Raw genomic sequence first — 15,494 nt, 5'->3', positions numbered from 1 at the left:
GTCCTTGGAGGTGAGCATCAGGCCAAGACGCTCTCATTCTAACAGCTTTGGCAACGATGCGGAAAAAAACACGGCTGGCTGCCGTGCCTTGAACCGTAAATATATTGTAATAGGAGGAGAGGATATGTACATCACCTGTCTGGATATGGAGGGCGTTCTGGTCCCTGAGATCTGGATCGCCTTTTCCGAGGCCACTGGTATCCCGGAGCTGCGCCGCACCACCCGGGACGAGCCTGACTACAACAAGCTGATGCAGTTCCGCCTGAATATTCTGAAAGAGCATGGACTGGGCCTGAAGGAGATCCAGGACACCATTGCCACCATCGATCCCCTGCCCGGGGCCAAGGAATTTCTGGATGAGCTGCGCTCCTTCAGCCAGGTGATCATCCTCAGCGATACCTTTGAGCAGTTTGCACAGCCCCTGATGAAAAAGCTGGGCTGGCCCACTCTGATGTGCAACACCCTGGAGGTGGCCGACGACGGTGCCATCACCGGCTTCCAGATGCGCTGCCCCCAGTCCAAGCTGACCACGGTGAAGGCCCTCCAGTCCATCGGCTACGACACCATCGCCGCTGGGGATAGTTTCAACGACCTGGGCATGATCCAGGCCAGCAAGGCGGGCTTCCTCTTCAAGAGCACCGACCAGATCAAGGCCGATCATCCGGAGCTGCCCGCCTACGAGGAATTCCCCGATCTGCTGGCCGCCATCCGGAACGCGATGGACTGAGTACCACCCAAACTTCATGTCTGGAAGTGAGTGAGCAATATGCTGCGGCAATTTGAGGGACTGGCCTTCCGGCCGGCCGATATCCTGCTGCCCCGAGACTGCGAATACTGCAAGTGGTCGGTGGTGGCCTGCGATCAGTATACCTCCCAGCCGGACTACTGGCAGCGGGTGGAGGAGTATGTGGGCTCCGCCCCCTCCGCCCTGCGGCTCATCCTGCCGGAGAGCTGCCTGGACGGTCCCAATGTAGAGACCGATATTATGGAAGTCAACAACACCATGACCCGCTACCTGCGGGAGGAGCGCTTTCAGGAGTTCCCCAACGCCCTCATCTATGTGGAGCGGCGGCTGGACAACCTGAAGGTGCGCCGGGGCCTGGTGGGCATGGTGGATCTGGAGCAGTACGACTATGAGCCCGGCTCCGGCGCCGCCGTGCGGGCCACCGAGGGTACCGTCATGGCCCGCATTCCGCCCCGGGTGGCGGTGCGGAAGAACGCCCCCCTAGAGCTGCCCCACGTTATGCTGCTGACCGACGATCCCCAGAAAACGGTCATTGAGCCTCTGGCCCAGCGGAAAGACAGAATGCAGAAGGTGTATGACTTTGACCTGATGGAGCGTGGGGGACACATCACCGGCTGGCTGCTGGATGAAGAGAGTATGGCCCTGGTGGCCGGCGCACTGTCCACCCTGGCTGACCCAGCCGCCTTCCGGGCCAAATACGGCACGGAGGAGGTCATGGCCTTTGCCGTGGGTGACGGCAACCACTCCCTGGCCACAGCCAAGGAGTGCTATGAGCGTCAGAAGCGACTGACTCCCAAAGAGCAGTGGAGCCGTCTGCCTGCCCGCTTCGCCCTGTGCGAACTGGTGAACCTCCACGACCCGGCCCTGGAATTTGAGGCCATCCACCGGGTGCTCTTCGGCGTAGAGCCGGAGCAGGTGGTGGATGCACTGGTAAAGAACTTCCCCGGCGCTTTCCGGGGTGAGGGGGAGGGCCACGTCCTCCGCTATGTCCACGCAGGCGGGCAGGGCGCGGTCACCGTGCCCAACCCCACTGCGCAGATGGAGGTGGGCACCCTTCAGCCCTTCCTGGATACCTATGTGAAGGAACAGGGCGGGCGTATCGACTACATCCACGGGGCTGATGTGGCCCGTACCCTGGCGGCCCGGCCGGGCAACCTGGCCTTCCTGCTGCCTGCCATGGGGAAGGACCAGCTGTTCCCCACTGTGATCCACGACGGGGCCCTGCCCCGCAAGACCTTCTCTATGGGCGAGGCCCATGACAAGCGCTTTTATCTGGAGGCGCGCAAGATCCGATAAGGAGGAGTCTCATGGCAGTCCTGGAGGTCAAGGCCTACGCCAAACTGAATCTGTCCCTGGATGTGCTGGGAAAGCGGCCTGACGGCTACCACGATATGCGGATGGTGATGCAGACGGTGGGGCTTACCGATACCCTCCGGCTGGAGACCGGTACCGGGCAGCCCCTGCGCATGGAGAGCAACCTGGGCTTTTTGCCCGCCGACGGGAGCAATCTGGCCGCCGCTGCCGCCCTGCGGCTATGCGAAGCGGCAGGGGTGGACCACGGCGGACTATCCATCAAGTTGGACAAGACCATCCCGGTGTGTGCCGGAATGGCGGGGGGCAGTGCTGACGCCGCTGCTGTGCTCCGGGGGCTGAACAAGCTGCTGGGCCTGGGCCTGTCCTGGGAGCGGCTGGAGGAGATCGGCGCCCTGGTGGGCTCTGATGTGCCCTACTGCGTCCGGGGAACCACCGCCCTGGCCGAGGGCAGGGGAGAGGTCCTTACCGATCTGCCCCCTCTGCCGCCCTGCCTGGTGGTACTGTGCAAGCCCGCTTTCTCGGTGTCCACGCCGGAGTTGTTCCGTACGCTGGACGGCTGCCGGATTCGCCGGCGGCCTGATACCGCCGGATTGATCGCGGCGCTGAAGAGCGGTGATCTGCCCGGGGTGGCCCGGCGGATGTATAACGTCTTTGAGGACGCTCTGCCCAGCCGCCGTGCCCAGGAAATTGACGCCATTAAAAATGTGATGATCCAGCATGGAGCCCTTGGCTCCTCCATGAGCGGCACCGGTCCCACTGTGTTCGGACTTTTTGACCACGAGGAACGGGCCAAAAGTGCTTTTGACGCGCTGAAGGAGCAGTACCACGAGACGTTTCTGGCCCAGACCGTGGAAAATCTGCTGGAACAGGTATAAAATCAAAAATCACCGTCCACAATGGAGACAAACCAATGTGGACGGTGATTTTTTATGAAACAGAGCAAGACCCTGCGGCGATGGGAACTGGCTCTTTTGCTGGGTGTGGCCATTGCGGCTCTGGCAGGGGTCTGGCTGGACCGGAGTCAGGCGGCCCTGTCCGATCAGGTGATCCGGCTCCATGTGCTGGCTAACTCCGACTCGGAGGCTGACCAGGCCCTGAAGCTGAAGGTGAGGGACCGGGTGCTGGGCGCGGCGTCGGATTATTTTGTGCCTGGGGCCACCTTGGAAGAGACCAGAGAGGTTCTGACAGAGCATTTGGCCGACATAGCAGCTGCCGGAGCAGATCAGGTGGCGGAGGAGGGGTATCAGTATCCGGTGACGGTCTCCCTGGAGGACAACTACTGGTTTCCCACCAAGCAGTACACAGACTTTGCCCTTCCCGCCGGAGAGTATACCGCCCTGCGGGTGGTGATCGGCGAAGGCGCCGGTCAGAACTGGTGGTGCGTGGTCTTTCCCCCCTTGTGCCTGGGTTCGGTCAGTGAGACGGCGGCCCAGACCGCCCTCAGCGACGGCTTTACCCAGGACCAGGTGTCCCTCATCACCGGAGAGGACGAGGGGTATGTGGTGAAGTTCAAGGCCATTGAGCTGTGGGAGGGCTTCCAGCACTGGATCACAGGCGGATAAAAAGACAGGCTCGGCTGTAAACCGAGCCTGTCTTTTTATATGAGATCAGCCAATGCCGCCGTAGTAGATGCCCAGCACCCACACAGCTGCCGCCACCAGCACATAGAAGCGGGCGGTAACGGTGAAGAACGTGCCGGGGCGGCCCTTTCCGCCCAGAGCCAGCTCGTCCTTAATGGTGTCTACCCGCAGTACGAAGTAGATGAACACCGCCACCAGCAGGGCGCCGAAGGGGGAGACGTAGATGGTGATCAGGTCCATCCAGCCGCCCATGCCGGCCAGGGACTCCAGGAACAGGCCGGGCACAAAGGTAACCACGCCAACAATGAGCGTGGCGGCCCGGCGGGAGAGCTTGACGGTGGAGCTGAGAGCCTCGCCGCAGGCCTCCAGCATATTCATCAGAGAGGTGATACCTGCGAAGAACACCGACACGAAGAAGAGCAGGGCGAAGATCTGGCCGCCGGGCATCTGCCCAAAGACCTGAGGCAGGGTGACAAACATAAGGGAGGGGCCGCTGGTGGGATCAATGCCGAAGGCAAAGACGGCGGGGATGATGGCAAAGCCCGCCAGCAGGGCGGCCAGAGTATCCAGCAGGGCGGTCATGCCCGCGTGGCGCAGAATGCTCTCGTCCTTCTTCATATAGCTGCCGTAGATCAGCATACCGGCACCGTTGATGGACAGGGAGAAGAAAGCCTGTCCCATAGCCATGACCCAGGTCTCCGGGTTGAGCAGGTAGCTCCAGTCGGGCCGGAGCAGGTAGAGGTAGCCTTCCGCCGCACCGGGAAGGAAGGCTACCCGGACGGCAATGATGAGAAACAGAATAAAGAAGGCGGGCATCATGAACTTGCTCAGCTTCTCAATGCCGGAGGCCACGCCGAAAATCAGAATGACCACCGTAAAGACCACCGCGATCAGGTGCCAGGGCACGGAACCGAAGTTGACAGCCAGCGCGTCAAAAAAGCTCTGAGAATCCCCGGCCAGAATGGAGCCGGTGACAGAGCCGGCGGTGTACCGCAGGACCCAGCCCACCACCACCGAGTAGCCGATGGCGATGCCCAGCACCCCCAGCAGGGGAATGATGCCCAGGATCTTGCCGCCCTTCTTGCCCCGGGATTTCATGACGTAATCCAGAGAGCCCATGGCGCCGGTGCCGGTGAGCCGGCCCAAAGCAAACTCGCCGGACAGGCCTACATAGCTGAACAGGGCCACAAAGATGAAATAGGGGATCAGAAAGGCGCCGCCGCCATACTGTCCCATGCGATAGGGGAAAAGCCAGATGTTGCCCATGCCAACGGCGGAGCCTACCGCTGCCAGGACAAATCCCAGTGAGCTGGTAAACTTACCGCCGGATTTGTTGTGTTCCATTCAGAGATCCTCCTCTTCGTTTCTGCGTACCATGTGGATATGGTCCTCCCATACCCCGTTGATCTTGAGATAGCGTTTGGCCAGTCCCTCCTCCTCAAAACCGGCTCTGGCCGCCGCTCGGCGGGAGGGAAGATTGCGGGGCATGATGTTGGCCTCCACCCGGTGGAGCCCCAGATTGCGGAAGCCCCACTCCGTCAGAGCGGCGATGGCTTCCGAGCCGTAGCCCTGTCCCCAGAGGGTGTGGTCCAGCTTGTAGGAGATGAAGCAGGACTGGAAGGCCCCCCGCACGATCTCGTTGAGACCAGCCAGCCCGATGATTTTACCGGGATGCCGGGGCTGGACCAACAGGAAGCGGAAACAGCGGCCCGCCTCCGCCTGCTCCAGGTCGAAGGCAAGACGCTCTGCCTGGCCCTCTGCTGTAAAGAATTCCTCGGGCTGGACCGGATCAAAGGGGGCAAAAGCTGCCCGATTGCGTCGGTAGAATGCTGCCGCCGGACCTGCCAGCGCCGGATCACAGGCCAGAAACCCCAGCCGGAGGGAACGAAAAACAAAACGGCGCATCCCAACCCTCTCCCTTCCGATGCATTGCACGCGAGGCACATTATATCACATCCTTAAGACTTTTGCACTATAAAGTTATAGCACTTTAAAGAGCCCATCACGGTAAAAAGAATCCCCTGGGGGTGGTTGACCTGGCCGCCGCTTTTCGATACAATAGAGATACCAAAAAAGGGAGCCGTCCACCTGTGGGCGGCTCTCCCATTGCCAAGGAGACAGGAAAACGATATGTTGAATACCCAAGAGGAACTGCGCTTTTGCAAGGCCCGGCGGGCGGCCATCGAACTGGAGTTTGGAAATCTGAATCCGGAACAGCGGAAAGCGGCTCTGGCCACTGAAGGGCCTCTGCTGCTGCTGGCAGGAGCGGGCAGCGGAAAGACTACGGTGCTCATCCACCGCATCGCCAACCTGATGAAGTACGGCCGGGGCTCCGATTCCAACGAAGTGCCTGCCTGGGTGACGCCGGAGGATCTGGCCTTCCTGGAGGAGTATGTGGCCCGCCCCGATCCGGAGAAGAAAGGAGAGCAGGAGCGGCTGTGCCGCCTGGACCCGGCCGTGCCCTGGTCCATCCTTGCCATCACCTTTACCAACAAGGCTGCCGGAGAGTTGAAAGAGCGGCTGGAGCGGATGCTGGGCCCCGCCGCCAACGACGTGTGGGCTTCCACCTTCCACTCCGCCTGCGTGCGTATCCTGCGGCGGGACATCGACCGACTGGGCTTTACCAGCTCCTTCACCATTTACGACACCGCCGACTCCGAGCGGGTCATCAAGGATATTGTGAAGGACTTCAACCTGGACGACAAGACTTTCTCTGCCCGCACGGTGCTGGGCTACCTGTCCCGTGCCAAGGACGCCATGCTGTCCGGGGCGGACTATCTGGCCCAGTGCGAGAAGGCGGGAGACTTCCGCCTGGTGAAGATGGCCAAGATCTATGTGGAGTATGAGCGGAGGCTGAAGGAAGCCAATGCCCTGGACTTCGACGACATTATCCTGGATACGGTGCGCCTGCTCCAGCGGTTTGAGGAGGTACGGACCTACTACCAGAAGAAATTCCGCTACGTCCTCATTGACGAGTATCAGGATACCAACAATCTGCAGTATCTGTTGGCCTCCACTCTGGCGGGAGGTTATGAGAACATCTGCGTGGTGGGTGACGACGACCAGTCCATCTATCGCTTCCGGGGCGCCACCATTGAGAACATCCTCTCCTTTGAAAGCCAGTATAAGGGCGCCCGGGTGATCCGGCTGGAGCAGAACTACCGCTCCACCAAGAACATTCTGGAGGCTTCCAACGCAGTTATCAAGAACAACGAGGGCCGCAAGGGCAAGGAACTGTGGACTCAGCACGAAGAGGGCGAGAAGATCCAGTGCTATACCGCCATGAATGAGCACGACGAGGCCCAGTATGTGGCGGCTCAGATCCTGGCAGGCTTTTCCGCCGGGCGCAGCTGGAAAGATCACGCGGTGCTCTACCGTATGAACGCCCAGTCCAACCAGATCGAGCAGGCCTTCAAGCGCAACGGTATTCCCTACCGCATCATCGGCGGTATCCGGTTCTTTGACCGTGCCGAGGTCAAGGATATGCTGGCCTACCTGAGCGCCGTGAACAACCCCGGCGACGATCTGCGGCTCTCCCGCATTATCAACAATCCGCCCCGCGGTATCGGCGCCACCACCGTGGACCGGGCGCAGAACATTGCCCAGGCTGAGGGCAGGTCCCTGTGGGAGGTCATCAGCCACGCCAAGGATTGGCCGGAGCTGCAGAAGGCGGCTCCCAAGCTGGGCCAGTTTGTGGAACTGATGGACGATCTGCGGAAACTGTCCCGGGAGCTGCCTCTGCCTGCCTTCTACGAAGAGGTAGTGGCACGCACCGGTTATGCCGTCATGCTGGAGCAGAAAAAGACCATTGAGGATCGCACCCGACTGGAGAACGTGCGAGAGCTGGCTACCTCCATCCAGAATTACCTGGACAATGCGGTGGAGGAGCCCTCTCTGGCAGGCTTCCTGGATGAGATCGCCCTCTATACCGATATTGACAGCCACGACTCCAGCGAGGACTGCGTGGTCATGATGACCATGCACTCCGCCAAGGGCCTGGAGTTCCCGGTGGTCTTTGTGGTAGGCGTGGAAGAGGGTATTTTCCCCGGCATCCGTGCCATCGGTGAGCCAGAGGAGATGGAGGAAGAGCGGCGGCTATGCTATGTGGCTATGACCCGGGCCAAGGAGAAGTTGTATATGACCTGTGCCTCCCAGCGTATGCTCTTCGGCCGCACCAATTCCAACCGTCCCTCCCGCTTTTTGGGGGAGATTCCACCGGAACTGGTGGAGAAGTCCGGCCGCCTGCCCTACGGCGAGCGGGGTGAGGGGGAGCGGCCTGCCCGCAAGACCGCGCCGGTGCGCCGCACCTTCGACCACGGCTTCTCTCTGGGCCATACGGCTCCGGCGGCCCAGCCTGCCCCGGCGCCTGCGGCAAGCCAGGCCGCTCCGTCCGGCGGAGCCTTCCGCATGGGCGATACGGTGCGGCACAAGGCCTTCGGTCAGGGCCTGATCACCAAGGTGACTCCCATGGGCGGCGACGCCCTGGTGGAGATCGCCTTCGACAGCGTGGGTACCAAAAAGCTGATGCTGAAATCTGCCTCCCAGTATATGACCAAGGTATAAGAAAACCGGGCCGCCGGAAGGCGGCCCGGAGAAATGCTACGGCTGAAGCAATTCCGTAAAGCTATAAATGTATTGATGGCACAGCTCCTTCAATTCGCCCTCGTACCGGGCGTAAAAAGGGTCGTACACCCCTACTACGGTCAGCCCCGCGTCCTTGGCGGCAGCGCAGGCGCCGGGAGAGTCCTCGTAGAGGGTACTATCTTCCGGCGTGGCTCCCAGCTCTTTCAGTACATGGACGAAGGTGGCCGGGTCCTTCTTCAGCATACCCAGCTCCTGGACGAAGATGAGGCGGGAGAAGTAGTTCTCCATATTGAGCCGCTTCAGGGCGGCCTGGCAGAATTCGGGCACGCAGGCGGTGAGCAATACCATGGTCTGCCCCTGCCGCCGGCACTGGTCCAGAAAGACCAGAGCTCCCGGTTTGGCGGGGACCTGAGATAGGTAGGCCTCCCGGCCCAGCTGGGTCCACTCGTCCATGATGGCCTGAGGCGTGGTGTCCAGGTGGTAGTAATCGATGGTGAACTGGGCGGCCAGAGGGAAGATGGAGTGGCCCACCGTCTCGCTGTACTCCTGGGTGGGGGTCAGCCCCCGGCGGGTCAGGAAGGTGTTGTCCACCTCCTCCCACACGCCGTTGGAGTCCACCAGGGTGCCGTCAAAGTCAAACAGGATCATACATAAAACCTCCAGGGGAATTGAACGGCCTCCTCAGCGTAATCGATGCCGATGCGGGGGCCTGTATGGATGACAGCGGGTGTTTCGCCTGCGTCACAGAGAAACAACTCCTGGCCGCACAGGTCCAGACCGTTTTGGGCACGGGTAAGAGCCAGGGCCTTGCACACCTTGCCCGGTCCATCCAGAAAGTGCTTCTTTTGATAGGAAGTCAGCTCTCCGGGCATTTTGCCGAAGCGGTTGAGGCTCATACGAGCCAACCCATCCACCGGTTCCAGACCCCGCAGCAGGACGGCAGCAGGCTCCCCTTCCGCCTCGGTCACAAAGTTGAGACAGTGGTACATCCCGTAGATCAGGTAGATGTATGCGGTGCCCGGCGGGGCAAAGAGAGTCTCGGTCCGAGCGGTTCGGCGGTAGCCATAGGCGTGGCAGGCCTTGTCGCACCGGCCAATATAGGCCTCGGTTTCTGTAATGCGACCCACCAGCGTTTCCCCGTTCCATATCCGGACCAGGTGTTTTCCAAGCAGATCTCGGGCCACATCCAAGGTGTCCCGGGCAAAAAAGGTCCGATCCAGCGGTTTCATTTGGATGCCCCCCTTTGTTGGGATTACATTTTATTTTACCATAGGTAAAGGAGAGGTACAACCATGAGCCAAACCAATGAAAGCAGTGTCCTGGCCAAGTTCGCCACCCCGCTGATTATCCTCGCTACGATTATTTGGGGTAGTTCCTTTGTAGTGATGAAGAGCAGCGTGGATGTGCTGCCCACCTTCTGGCTGCTGGCCATTCGATTCAGTTTTGCCGCTCTTGTGCTGGCGGTGGTCTTTATCAAACGATGGAAGGTGATGGACCGCCACTACCTGATTGGCGGCACAGTAATGGGCTTCTGCCTGTTTGTGGCCTATGCTTTCCAGACCTACGGGCTGGAACAGACCACCCCCGGCAAGAACGCCTTCCTCACTGCAGTTTACTGCGTCATTGTCCCCTTCCTGTACTGGATCGTGGCCAAGCGCCGGCCGGACAAGTTCAATGTGATCGCAGCCTTGCTGTGCATCATTGGCATTGGTCTGGTGTCGGTTACCGGCGATAACGCCTCCGCTTTCAATATGGGTGATGTACTTACCCTTATCGGCGGCTTCTTCTTTGCCGCCCATATCGTGGCGGTGTCCAAGTTCTCCGAGGGCCGGGATATCTTCATCCTGACCACCCTCCAGTTTGCCAGCTTTGCCGTGTTTTCCTGGATCGGCGTGCTGGTTACCAGAACTTCGGTGAGCCCCGAGGTGTTCAACGGCGATCTGATCTTTGGCCTTGCCTACCTGGTGATTTTCGCTTCCTGCGGCGCACTGCTTTTCCAGAACATCGGCCAGAAGTACACCGCCCCCTCCACCGCGGCGGTCCTCCTGTCTCTGGAGGCTCCTTTCGGTGTGATCTTCTCCATGATCTTCGCCAATGAGCAGCCTACCGCCCTGATGCTGGTGGGCTTTGCCCTGATCTTTGTGGGCGTGATCTGCTCCGAGACCAAGTTCTCTTTCCTGCGGAAGAAATAAGAACCAGATAGAAAGACAGCCCCTGCCCTGGAAGGGCGGGGGCTGTTCTGCATTTTTTGTGACTGTGCATGGAGTCATGTCTTGCGCTGTATGGCTCAGTTTGGTATCATGGATAAGGTGATGACCATGTATGTTCAGTCTATCCGCTGCCTGGCTGGGATGCCCTATGCGTAAGCTGGCCTGGTTTGCCGCCGCCTTTTCCGGCGCGGTGTTTCTGGCGGTTTATCTGCTGCCGGAAGCCATACTGGTACCGGCGGGGGCGTGCTGTGGTTTGGCAGCCCTGGCCGGACTGTTCCTTCGGGGCAAAGCCCGTCTGCGGACGCTGCTGATCTGCTTCGGTTTGGCGGCGGGCCTGTGTTGGACGGGAGTATACTGCGCTCTGGTACGGGTACCTGCGCTGCGGCTGAACGGCACAGAGACGACGGTTACGGCTCTGGTTACCGATTGGCCTCAGGAGAACAGCTACAGCACTTCTGTTCTGGCGGAGGTCTATGGGGACGATGGAAGTCCGGTCAAGACCTTGCTCTATTTGAATGGGGAAGAGGCCATGGGTTTGCGGCCTGGCGACCGGCTGACGGTGACCGCCTCCTTCCGTATGGCAGACACTATGGCGGGGGAGACTACCAGCTACTATTATGCCAAAGGGGTACTCCTCATCGGCAGTGGCGGGAAGGAATGGACGGCGGAACGGCCGGAACAGACTCCGGTGGGCTGCTGGCCCGCCCTGTTCAGTGGGGCGCTGAAGGACAGCGTGGACCGGGCTTTTCCGGATAGTACCGCGCCTTTGGTCACCGCGTTGCTGACGGGAGACAAGACGGAACTGCCTGAGGCGGTGTACAGTGCCCTGCGCCGGTCTGGACTGGCCCATGTGATCGCAGTCTCCGGCCTCCATGTCTCTTTTTTGGCCGGACTGATTACTACTCTGTTGGGCCGCCGCAGGCGGCTGTCGGCAGTGGTGGGCATCTGCCTGCTCTTCTTTTTCAGCGCCGTGGCAGGCAACACCCCCTCGGTGCAGCGGGCGGCGTTGATGCAGGCTTTGCTCCTGATTGCCCCGCTGGTGGACCGGGACAATGATCCGCCTACCAGCCTCAGTACCGTGCTGATGATACTGCTGGCGGTCAATCCCTATGCCGCCGCCAGCGTGTCCCTCCAGCTGTCCTTTGCCGCCGTGGCCGGTATCTTTCTGTTTACCGGGCCTTTGTGTGAGAAGTGGGAGAGCAGACTGCCCCGCAAGCCCCAGAACTTTTGGCTCAAACTGGGCTGCCGGGTGGCCCGGGTGATTATCGCCACTGTTGCCACCACGTTGGGAGCCATTGTGTTCACCACGCCTCTGATGGCCTTCTATTTTGGCAGCGTAACGCTTATTTCACCTCTTACCAATCTGCTCTCCCTGTGGGCGGTGTCCGATGCCTTCCTGGGTGGGCTGGTGACGGCGCTGGTGGGGCTTGTGCTGCCTGCCGTGGCCACGGTGATGGCCTGGGTGGTCTCCTTGCCGGTGTGGTATCTCCAGTGGCTCACTGCTGCCCTGGCGAGCCTGCCCTTTGCCTCGGTGGCCGTCCATTCCGTCTATCTGGTTCTGTGGATGGCTCTGACCTATGGACTTATTTTCCTGTGGGTGCTTTGGCGGGGCCCCAGAGGCCGGGTGGCGGTGCCGGTGTGCCTCAGCACGTCCACCCTGTGTGGCGCCCTGATCCTCCAGGCTGCTGCCCTCACCGGCGGAAGGCTGACCGTATCGGTGTTGGATGTGGGTCAGGGTCTCAGCGTGGCCCTCTATTCCCGGGGACAGACTGCGTTGGTTGACTGCGGCGGCTACGATGCGGGAAATACCGCTGCGGATTACTTTCAGTCCCTGGGCCTGAGCCACATCGATCTGGTGATCCTCACCCACTATCACGATGACCACGCATCCGGAATTCCTCAACTACTGGAGCGGATGGACGTGGGACTGCTGATTCTGCCTGACGTGGAGCCGGACAGTGCCCTGCGGGCAGAGGTGGAGGCTGCCGCCCAAGCCCATGGAGTGGAGACTTTGTTGGTCACCGACGGGGCCACCGCCGAGCTGGGAGAGACGAGCCTGAAGATCTACCCGCCCCTGGGCAGCGGCAGCAGCAATGAAGAAGGCCTGTCGGTGTTAGGCAGCGCAGGGGACTTTGATGTGCTCATTACGGGAGATATGGATACTACGGTGGAGGGACGGCTGGTGAAATACGGAGACCTGCCGGATACAGAGCTGCTGGTAGCAGGCCACCACGGCTCCAAATACGCCTCGTCGGACGAATTGCTCCAGGCCATACAGCCGGAATGGGCTGTTATATCAGTTGGATACAATACTTACGGTCACCCGGCGGCGGAGACTCTGGCCCGGCTGTCCCAGCACGGATGCCAGATCTACCGCACCGACTGGTCGGGGACCGTTACTATTACTGCGGAATAAGGAGAAGATACCATGCCGCCAAAGGGAAAACCAGATACTGCTGCCTATCAGAAGCTGAAACAGGATCTGAAAAGCGGCACGTTGGGCAGCCTTTATGTGTTTCACGGCGAGGAGGCCTATCTGCGGGACTACTATCTGGGACAGATGAAGCAGAAATTGCTGCCTCCGGGAATGGAGGCCTTCAACTACCATGTGATCCAGGGTAAGGAGTTTGATTTGAAGGCTCTGGCCCAGACGGTGGACTGCCTGCCTATGATGAGTCCCCGCACCATGATCGTAGTCAATGATTACGATCTCTTCAAGGGAGACAAGGAGGGGCTTACCGCCATTTTGAAGGATCTGCCCGACTATGTGTGCCTGGTCTTTGTGTATGACCTGATCGAATATAAATCAGATGCTCGTACCAAGCTGGCCGGTGTTATCAAGGAGAAGGGCAGTGTAGTGCCCTTCAACCGACAGGAGCAGGGGGACCTGGTGGACTGGATCGCCCGGCGTTTCCGGGCCATGGACCATGATATCGGTACTGAGGACGCCAAGTATCTTATCTTCCTGTGTGGAGATCTGATGCACACTCTGATTTCGGAGATCGGCAAGATTGGTGCCTACGCCTCTCACCGGCGGGTCACCCGACAGGATATCGACGCGGTAGCCACACCCCAGCTGGATGCGGTGGTGTTCCAGATGACCGATGCCATCTCCGCCGGAGACTTTGACAAGGCGGCCTCAGTGCTGGGGGACCTCTATCATATGCAGGAGCCTCCCATCAAACTGCTGGCGGCCCTGGGCAAGCAGCTGCGGCAGCTCTATACAGCCCGGCTGGCCCTGGAACACAGGAAGGGAAGCCGCTATTTGATGGAGCTGTGGGGACTGCGCTCGGCTTATCCGGCGGAACGGATGATGCAGTCAGCCCGGCGGTTTTCTCTGGGTTGGTGCCGCCGGGCGGTGATCCGCTGTGGCGAAGTAGATCTGGCCATGAAATCCACTGGCGCGGATGGAGAAGAACTGTTGACTGGCCTGCTGATGGAGCTGGCCGTAAAGAAAGGAGCCTGATGATAATGAAAAAGCGTGCGATCTTTGGCGTGGTGCTTGCCGCCGCCGGCGCGGCGGGGTGGTATCTGACCGCCAATCGCAGAAAGAATCAGATGGAGATCATCCGTGAGCAGGTCCGCAAGTTGCTGGCGGTGCGGAGGGACGAGCTGCAGCTTCTGCGGAAGGCGGCCCAGGCGGGGGAACTGCCCTCGGAGGGATTTAGTACCCAACCGCTGGATGGCCTGGAGGTGGAGGCGGTTCGCCTGGAGGATGGTGCGCTGACCGTGTGTCTCTGCAACGGTGCGGCACGAGCTTGGCTGTCCGATCAGCCTCTGGATCGCCTGAATGTCCATCAGCAACCCTGGCGGGGCAGTGCCCGGCCCGGTGTTCTGTACACGGAAAACCTGGGTGACGGCTGGCACGTCGGATACGCCTGCCTACACTGGAGCTGAGTATGCTGCGGATCAAAGAGGCTATTGTGGTAGAGGGGCGTTATGATAAGAATACCCTCTCTCAGATGGTGGATACCATTATTGTGGAGACCTCCGGCTTTGGTGTATTTAAAAACAGTGAGAAACTGGCCCTGTTCCGCCGCTTGGCGGCGGAGCGGGGCCTTATCATCCTCACCGATCCGGATGGGGCTGGTTTTGTCATCCGCAATTTCCTCAAGGGCAGCATTCCGCCGGAACAGGTGAAGCACGCCTATGTGCCTGATATCCTGGGTAAGGAACGACGGAAGCGTACGCCGGGAAAAGAGGGGAAGCTGGGCGTGGAAGGGATGCGTCCCCAGGTACTGGAACAGGCCCTCCGACGGGCGGGGGCTACCTTCTTGGAGGAAGATGCTCCGCCGGTGCGGTGTGGACGAGTCATCACCAAGGCGGACCTGATGCTGCTGGGGCTGTCTGGAGGGGCTGGATCAGCCGAGCGCAGACAGACCTTGATGAAGCAGCTGAAGCTGCCGGGACATCTGTCTCCCAATGCCATGCTGGAGGTGCTTAATGCGCTCTTCTCCTATGAGGACTTGGCGGCTGCTGTCCAAAAATCCGGGACGGGAAAAGAAAAAGAAGAAAAGTGAAAAAAGGTGTTGACAAACGGGGGCAGGGGTGGTATTCTAACTGAGCACCTTGCGAGAGGGCATGAAAATCTGACCAAAACCGGAAGAAACCGAGGGGAACCTGGACAGCCTTGCGGAAAGGGATCAGAAAAAAGTGCTTGACAAACGCGAGCGTGCATGGTAAACTAAATAAGTTCGCGCCGGAAGGTACGAACCAGCTTGAAAAAGAACCGAAACAAGCGGTTCGGGGCTAAAAAGCCCTGAAAAAACTTGAAAAAAGTTCTTGACAAGCGAAACAGAGTGTGCTAAAATAAATAGCACGTCAGCCCGAGCGGCTGGCAAGAGCGTGTACCTTGTAAATTAAACAACGTGAAAGAAACACGAAGCACCAGAAAGGACGAGAAGTCCTTCTGACAAGCAAAGCTTGAAAGAAGGCTCTTGAATTAATTTCTTTGAAGCTATGAATTAAGCTTCGATAAAGTGATTTGAAGAACTTCGGTTCTTTAGATACCATTTTATTGAGAGTTTGATCCTGGCTCAGGATGAACGCTGGCGGCGTGCT

Annotated in this window: 15 protein-coding genes; 10 read left to right on the top strand and 5 right to left on the bottom strand. The window is 59.7% G+C overall.

The genetic code is table 11. From position 1 onward, the window contains the following. Nucleotides 1–124: 124 nt before the first annotated feature. The 4 genes from thrH to spoIIR are packed head-to-tail and all read left to right on the top strand — an operon-like array spanning nt 125 to nt 3,621. Nucleotides 125–727 carry a bifunctional phosphoserine phosphatase/homoserine phosphotransferase ThrH gene (gene thrH, locus B5F94_RS14355; RefSeq protein WP_087331074.1) on the top strand — a complete coding sequence of 201 codons (603 nt, stop codon included), beginning with the start codon at nt 125–127 and terminating at the stop codon, nt 725–727. A 39-nt stretch (nt 728–766) separates the two neighbouring features. Next, nucleotides 767–2,041 carry a DUF1015 domain-containing protein gene (locus B5F94_RS14350; RefSeq protein ID WP_087331072.1) on the top strand — a complete coding sequence of 425 codons (1,275 nt, stop codon included), beginning with the start codon at nt 767–769 and terminating at the stop codon, nt 2,039–2,041. 11 nt (nt 2,042–2,052) lie between these two features. Then, nucleotides 2,053–2,934, top strand: a complete 882-nt coding sequence (gene ispE / locus B5F94_RS14345) for a 4-(cytidine 5'-diphospho)-2-C-methyl-D-erythritol kinase (protein WP_087331070.1) — start codon at nt 2,053–2,055, stop codon at nt 2,932–2,934. A gap of 54 nt (nt 2,935–2,988) precedes the next feature. Further along, complete coding sequence (spoIIR, locus tag B5F94_RS14340) at nt 2,989–3,621, top strand: stage II sporulation protein R (protein ID WP_087271178.1); 633 nt, start codon at nt 2,989–2,991, stop codon at nt 3,619–3,621. 45 nt (nt 3,622–3,666) lie between these two features. Here the strand turns inward: spoIIR and B5F94_RS14335 are convergent, their stop codons facing one another. Further along, entirely contained in the window at nt 3,667–4,983 is a 1,317-nt protein-coding gene (locus tag B5F94_RS14335; protein WP_087331068.1) for a sodium-dependent transporter, read from the bottom strand. After that, the gene (locus tag B5F94_RS14330; protein ID WP_087271183.1) at nt 4,984–5,544 is read right to left on the bottom strand and encodes a GNAT family N-acetyltransferase; all 561 of its coding nucleotides are present in this window, start codon (nt 5,542–5,544) and stop codon (nt 4,984–4,986) included. Nucleotides 5,545–5,769: 225 nt separating this feature from the next. On the opposite strand from B5F94_RS14330, the gene B5F94_RS14325 reads away from it, so the two are divergent. Then, on the top strand, nt 5,770–8,202 hold the full coding sequence (locus tag B5F94_RS14325) for an ATP-dependent helicase (protein WP_087331066.1): 2,433 nt from the start codon (nt 5,770–5,772) through the stop codon (nt 8,200–8,202). A 36-nt stretch (nt 8,203–8,238) separates the two neighbouring features. Here B5F94_RS14325 and B5F94_RS14320 read toward each other — a convergent pair whose 3' ends face one another. Both B5F94_RS14320 and B5F94_RS14315 read right to left on the bottom strand, forming a co-directional pair. Beyond that, nucleotides 8,239–8,871: an HAD family hydrolase gene (locus B5F94_RS14320; protein ID WP_087331064.1), complete on the bottom strand. Its 633-nt coding sequence runs from the start codon at nt 8,869–8,871 to the stop codon at nt 8,239–8,241. After that, on the bottom strand, nt 8,868–9,452 hold the full coding sequence (locus tag B5F94_RS14315) for a DNA-3-methyladenine glycosylase (RefSeq protein WP_087188682.1): 585 nt from the start codon (nt 9,450–9,452) through the stop codon (nt 8,868–8,870). The genes B5F94_RS14320 and B5F94_RS14315 overlap by 4 nt, the downstream gene beginning before the upstream one ends. A 63-nt stretch (nt 9,453–9,515) precedes the next feature. On the opposite strand from B5F94_RS14315, the gene B5F94_RS14310 reads away from it, so the two are divergent. From B5F94_RS14310 to B5F94_RS14290, 5 genes are all read left to right on the top strand, one after another. After that, nucleotides 9,516–10,415: a DMT family transporter gene (locus tag B5F94_RS14310; protein ID WP_087188681.1), complete on the top strand. Its 900-nt coding sequence runs from the start codon at nt 9,516–9,518 to the stop codon at nt 10,413–10,415. Nucleotides 10,416–10,581: 166 nt separating this feature from the next. Beyond that, on the top strand, nt 10,582–12,849 hold the full coding sequence (locus B5F94_RS14305; protein ID WP_087331062.1) for a DNA internalization-related competence protein ComEC/Rec2: 2,268 nt from the start codon (nt 10,582–10,584) through the stop codon (nt 12,847–12,849). Nucleotides 12,850–12,861: 12 nt separating this feature from the next. Beyond that, nucleotides 12,862–13,899, top strand: coding sequence for a DNA polymerase III subunit delta (holA, locus tag B5F94_RS14300; protein WP_087188679.1), 1,038 nt, complete (start codon nt 12,862–12,864; stop codon nt 13,897–13,899). A 5-nt stretch (nt 13,900–13,904) separates the two neighbouring features. Next, nucleotides 13,905–14,330: a toxin-antitoxin system antitoxin subunit gene (locus B5F94_RS14295; RefSeq protein ID WP_087331060.1), complete on the top strand. Its 426-nt coding sequence runs from the start codon at nt 13,905–13,907 to the stop codon at nt 14,328–14,330. Between the two features lie 2 nt (nt 14,331–14,332). Beyond that, nucleotides 14,333–14,953, top strand: a complete 621-nt coding sequence (locus tag B5F94_RS14290; protein WP_087271197.1) for a toprim domain-containing protein — start codon at nt 14,333–14,335, stop codon at nt 14,951–14,953. Nucleotides 14,954–15,254: 301 nt separating this feature from the next. On the opposite strand, the gene B5F94_RS16765 is transcribed toward B5F94_RS14290, so the two are convergent. Then, nucleotides 15,255–15,494 (bottom strand): hypothetical protein (locus B5F94_RS16765; RefSeq protein WP_204247504.1); only part of this gene is annotated, 240 nt, incomplete at its 5' end.

Origin of the sequence: Flavonifractor sp. An4 (genome assembly GCF_002161755.1) — a bacterium.
GTDB classification, from domain to species: Bacteria; Bacillota; Clostridia; order Oscillospirales; family Oscillospiraceae; genus Flavonifractor; species Flavonifractor avicola.
Note: the sequence above shows the minus strand (reverse complement) of the source record. Positions and strands in the feature narration are given on the sequence as shown.

Bases quoted from the DNA above. Each gene is read 5' to 3' on its own strand.
- holA (WP_087188679.1), top strand. From the start codon at position 12,862: ATGCCGCCAAAGGGAAAACCAGATACTGCTGCCTATCAGAAGCTGAAA.
- B5F94_RS14295 (WP_087331060.1), top strand. From the start codon at position 13,905: ATGAAAAAGCGTGCGATCTTTGGCGTGGTGCTTGCCGCCGCCGGCGCG.
- B5F94_RS14335 (WP_087331068.1), bottom strand. From the start codon at position 4,983: ATGGAACACAACAAATCCGGCGGTAAGTTTACCAGCTCACTGGGATTT.
- spoIIR (WP_087271178.1), top strand. From the start codon at position 2,989: ATGAAACAGAGCAAGACCCTGCGGCGATGGGAACTGGCTCTTTTGCTG.
- B5F94_RS14325 (WP_087331066.1), top strand. From the start codon at position 5,770: ATGTTGAATACCCAAGAGGAACTGCGCTTTTGCAAGGCCCGGCGGGCG.
- B5F94_RS14310 (WP_087188681.1), top strand. From the start codon at position 9,516: ATGAGCCAAACCAATGAAAGCAGTGTCCTGGCCAAGTTCGCCACCCCG.
- B5F94_RS14350 (WP_087331072.1), top strand. From the start codon at position 767: ATGCTGCGGCAATTTGAGGGACTGGCCTTCCGGCCGGCCGATATCCTG.
- B5F94_RS14290 (WP_087271197.1), top strand. From the start codon at position 14,333: ATGCTGCGGATCAAAGAGGCTATTGTGGTAGAGGGGCGTTATGATAAG.
- thrH (WP_087331074.1), top strand. From the start codon at position 125: ATGTACATCACCTGTCTGGATATGGAGGGCGTTCTGGTCCCTGAGATC.
- B5F94_RS14315 (WP_087188682.1), bottom strand. From the start codon at position 9,452: ATGAAACCGCTGGATCGGACCTTTTTTGCCCGGGACACCTTGGATGTG.
- B5F94_RS14330 (WP_087271183.1), bottom strand. From the start codon at position 5,544: ATGCGCCGTTTTGTTTTTCGTTCCCTCCGGCTGGGGTTTCTGGCCTGT.
- ispE (WP_087331070.1), top strand. From the start codon at position 2,053: ATGGCAGTCCTGGAGGTCAAGGCCTACGCCAAACTGAATCTGTCCCTG.
- B5F94_RS14320 (WP_087331064.1), bottom strand. From the start codon at position 8,871: ATGATCCTGTTTGACTTTGACGGCACCCTGGTGGACTCCAACGGCGTG.
- B5F94_RS14305 (WP_087331062.1), top strand. From the start codon at position 10,582: ATGCGTAAGCTGGCCTGGTTTGCCGCCGCCTTTTCCGGCGCGGTGTTT.